Genomic DNA, 4252 nt, shown 5'->3' on the forward strand with positions numbered 1-4252 from the left:
CCCCTGTCTGGGTTCATTGCCAGCTCATCCTCCTCGCTGACCTCTCCGGCATGCTGCATGGCATTGCGGCGCGATTGCAGTCGCGTCAGCGGCTTGCGATCCGGCGTGCGGTACCAGCGGATGTTCTCGCGTGAGCACTGTTCCAGCTCGGCGATGACCTGGGCGCCGAGCAGCAGGATCACGGCGCCGATCTCCAGCCCCAGCAGCAGCACGATCAGCGTCGCCAGAGAGCCGTAGACGGCACCGACGAAGGACAGGTGGGTGAAGTACCAGCTCAAGGCGAGACGCGTCAGCTCCCACAGGGTGGCCGCGACCAGGCCACCGACCAGCGCGCGGCGGGTCGAGACGCGGGTCTGGGGCAGTATCTTGTAGATGGCGCTGAACAGCCCGAACATGCCGACGATGCTGATCAGATAGATCACCTCGCTGCCGGCATCGCCCAGGGTCAGCTCGATACCGGTCAGCAGCGTCAGGGCATCATTCATCGCCGAAGCCAGCGCCACCAGCAGGGTCAGCGCCAGCAGGCCTGCGCCCAGCACCATCACGAAGGCATAGGGCAGCAGGGCGGAAATCCAGGCGCTGCGCTTACGAATCACCGGATGCTGATGGAAGATCAGCGCGATGGCGTCTTCCAGCATGCGAAAGGCCAGTCCGGCGAAGAACAGCAAGCCGCCCATGCCGATCCAGCTGATCACCTCGCGATTGGCCAGCAGCTTGCGCACCGCGTCCAGCAGAATGTCTTCCTGGCCCGGCCCCAGATGCTGGACCTGAATGGCGATGATGCTCATCAGGCGCGTTTCATCCACCAGGTGCGTCAGCAGCACGCAGAGCAAGGCGAACAGCGGCACGCTGGACAGCAGGATGTTGTAGCCGACGCCACCGGCCAGCAGCACGCCACGGTTGGCGATGAACTGTCCGATGACGCGCAGGGCGAAGGCCAGCAGGCGCGGCAGAAAGCGCAACAGGCGGCTGCTCACGGAGTCTGCAGCAGGGTCTGGCATGGCTGGGCATCCTCGCTTTGGTTCGTTAAGTCAGTTCAAGGGTGATATCAGCCGCGCTGCCGGGCGCGATGCTGGAAGAACGTCGAGGCGGTATAGAGCGCCAGACCACTCCAGATCAGCACGAAGGTGATCAGCATCGTCGGATGCAGGGTTTCCTTGAAGATCAGCAGCGCGATCAGAAACTGCATGGTCGGGTTGATGTACATCAGAAAGCCGACCGTGGCGAGGCGCAGGCGACGCGCCGCACCGGCAAAGGCGAGCAGCGGCAGCGCGGTGAGCACGCCACTGGACATCATCAGCACGCTGGCGGGAAGCCCCAGCGGGCCGACATCGCTGGCCGTGAAGTGCGATTCGCCGGAGAACCACTGGCCGCCGATCAGCAGCAGCGCGAGTGGCGCGAGCATCATCGTCTCGACCAGCAGGCCCGACAGGCCGTCCAGCGCGATGCGCTTTCTGAGCAGCCCGTAGGTGCCGAAGGTGACAGCCAGCGAGAGCGTGATCCACGGCAGTTTCGTCAGCCCGATCAGCTGCAGGCTCAGGCCGAGAACGGCCAGCCCCAGCGCGAACAGCTGCACGCGCGTCAGGCGCTCCTTCAGGAACAGCATGCCCAGCCCGACATTGACCAGCGGCGTCATGAAGTAACCCAAGCTTGCCTGCAGTACCTCATGCACCTCCACCGCGTGGATGTAGATGCCCCAGTTGAGCGCGATCAGGATCGAGCAGGCCAGCACCGGCACAAGCTTGCGGGGTTCGGCGAAGGCGGCGCGCACCGGCGACCAGCGCCGGATGACGCTGATCAGCAGCACCATGAACACGCAGCTCCACAGGATGCGGTGCAGCAGCACTTCCCAGGCGGGAATGCCCTCGAACAGCGCGAAGTAGAGCGGAAAACAGCCCCACATCACATAGGCGCCCAGCCCGAAGCCGACACCCTTGGCGCTCTCGTGGCGCGCCTGCGCCAGGTTCTCGACTGAGGGGCCTGCCTGCTCCCGCCTCATGCGGAGTCGCTCGAACCATCCTGCGCCAGCGGTTTACCTGCGATGTAATAGCCCGACGGCTCAAGGGCGATGAAGAAGCTTTCGGCCTCCGGATAGCCGGCCTCATTCATGGCCTGCGCGATGGATTGGGCGCACAGATCGCGCACCTTTTGGCCACGTTCGAACCACAGCACCTCGACGAAGGGGAAGGCGTCGACGAGCTGCCCATCGAACACATACTGGGTGGTGATGCATTCCAGCGTGAATTCTTCGCGCGCGGTGGCGGTCGCTTCGCTCAGCTGATCGATCAGTGCGCGCGAGACAGGGGCAAGACGGGCAGGCGTGACACCGTGGAAGCGAAGCTGAGGCATGAAGCTCTCCTGTGAGTCGGGATAGGGAGGGGGCGAGCAAGCTCGCGGTGAACTGGCGTCGCCGCAACCTGGCGTGGCGACTTTGCGTTCATCGCCAATATATCACTGGCTTCTGATGCTCACACCCGCCGCCAGGGATTCGTGCGCGTGCTGAGCAGTGCGGTGGTGACAGATCATGCTTTGCCTCTCACATCTGATCGCCACAGACGGTAGAATGAGCGCTTTCAAGGCGTGGCACGACCAGCGGCAGGGTGGGTAAGGCTCACGCCGCCGCGAATCCGCCAGTCGCCACTCAAGCGTCCATTCAGTCAGCAGGGAGGCACGACGACTATGACGACACAGCCACAGGCGACTTCCTCGCAAGCGAATGCTGGTGATGCCTCGCGAGGGGCGACACTGCGTGTCAGCCTGGTGCAGGCGGACCTGCGCTGGGAAGACCCGGCGGAGAACTGCCGTCTGCTCGGCGAGCAGCTGGATGCCGCTGGCCTGGTCATGGGCGCCGAAGGCCGCAATGCCGAAACGGACCTGATCGTGCTGCCCGAGATGTTCGCCACCGGCTTCACCATGAATTCGCGTGAGATGGCCCAGCCGATGGAGTCCAGCGAGAGCGTCGACTGGCTCAAGGCGCAGGCCATCACCCGCGGTTGCGTGATGACCGGCAGCATCGCGGTGCTGGATGACGGCGAGTGTTACAACCGCATGCTGTGGGCCACGCCCGACGGTGAGGTGACGCATTATGACAAGCGCCATCTGTTCCGCATGGCCGGTGAGCATGAGCGTTATGGCATGGGCTATGAGCGGGTGCTGGTCGAGCTCAACGGCTTTCGGATTCAGCTCTCGGTCTGCTATGACCTGCGCTTCCCGACCTGGCTGCGTCAGCGCCCTGTCATCGGTGGCGTGAGTGCTGCCGAGACCGCCGCCGACAGCGCCTTTGAATATGACCTGCTGCTGTGCGTGGCCAACTGGCCGGGCGTACGGCGTCATCCGTGGCGCACGCTGCTGCAGGCGCGCGCCATCGAGAATCTGGCCTATGTGGTGGGCGTCAACCGTGTGGGTGACGACGCCAACGGGCTGCACTATACCGGCGACTCCATGGTCTGCGACTTCAAGGGCGAGCCCATCCTCGACCCTGCGCCAGACCAGCCCTTCATCGAGACCGTGACGCTTGAACGCGGCGCGCTCGACGAGTTTCGAACCAAGTTTCCGGCGTGGATGGACGCCGATCATTTCACTCTGGAGGCCTGATGCGCCTGGACAAATTCCTTACCGAAACCACGGATCTCAGCCGTAGCGATGCCAAGAAGGTCGTGCACCGCGGCGATGTCACCGTGGATGGTGAGGTAGTCAAGAACACCGCGAGCGCCGTCAAGGATGGCATGCGCGTCGAATGGAATGGCGAGCACCTGGAGCTGATGGGGCTGCGCTATCTGATGCTGTACAAGCCGGCCAATGTGGAATGCACCAGCAAGCCGGGCCTCTATGAGCGCGCGCATGACCTGATCGATCTGCCCAATGTCGAGCGCCTGAGCATCGTCGGGCGTCTCGATGTCGACACCACCGGTCTGGTGCTGATGACAGACGACGGCCAGTGGAACCACCGCGTCACCTCGCCCAAGAAGGCCTGTGCCAAGCGCTATCGCGTCACTCTGGCGCGCCCGTTGGAAGGCGATGAGCTGGCGCGCGCCGTGGAGGACTTCGATCACGGCCTGATGCTGGATGGCGAAGAGAAGCCGACCCGTCCGGCGCGCCTCGAGATGGAAACCGCCACCGTGGGCCTGCTGTGGATCACCGAAGGCCGTTACCACCAGGTGAAGCGCATGTTCGCGGCCATCGGCAATCACGTCGAAGCCCTGCATCGCGAAGCCATCGGGGCTGTCGAGCTGGACCCGGAGCTGGAGCCGGG

General features: G+C 64.1%; 5 protein-coding genes. 2 read left to right on the forward strand and 3 right to left on the reverse strand.

Going from position 1 to position 4252, the window contains the following annotated elements:
* The 3 genes from AC4FAH_RS12070 to AC4FAH_RS12080 all read right to left on the reverse strand — a co-directional run.
* Positions 1-1001, reverse strand: a 1001-nt coding sequence (locus AC4FAH_RS12070) for a YihY/virulence factor BrkB family protein (RefSeq protein WP_490246095.1), incomplete at its 3' end; no start/stop codon positions are given.
* 47 nt (positions 1002-1048) lie between these two features.
* Positions 1049-1999 carry an EamA family transporter RarD gene (gene rarD, locus AC4FAH_RS12075; protein ID WP_483237342.1) on the reverse strand — a complete coding sequence of 317 codons (951 nt, stop codon included), beginning with the start codon at positions 1997-1999 and terminating at the stop codon, positions 1049-1051.
* Positions 1996-2349, reverse strand: coding sequence for a DUF1904 family protein (locus AC4FAH_RS12080; RefSeq protein WP_287020373.1), 354 nt, complete (start codon positions 2347-2349; stop codon positions 1996-1998). Before AC4FAH_RS12080 ends, rarD begins: the two co-directional genes overlap by 4 nt.
* A gap of 330 nt (positions 2350-2679) precedes the next feature.
* On the opposite strand from AC4FAH_RS12080, the gene AC4FAH_RS12085 reads away from it, so the two are divergent.
* Both AC4FAH_RS12085 and AC4FAH_RS12090 read left to right on the forward strand, forming a co-directional pair.
* Entirely contained in the window at positions 2680-3594 is a 915-nt protein-coding gene (locus tag AC4FAH_RS12085; protein ID WP_287020372.1) for a nitrilase family protein, read from the forward strand.
* On the forward strand, positions 3594-4252 hold a 659-nt coding region (locus AC4FAH_RS12090; protein ID WP_490246096.1), incomplete at its 3' end, for a pseudouridine synthase. The genes AC4FAH_RS12085 and AC4FAH_RS12090, both read left to right, overlap by 1 nt.

It is taken from the genome of Cobetia sp., from assembly GCF_983723665.1.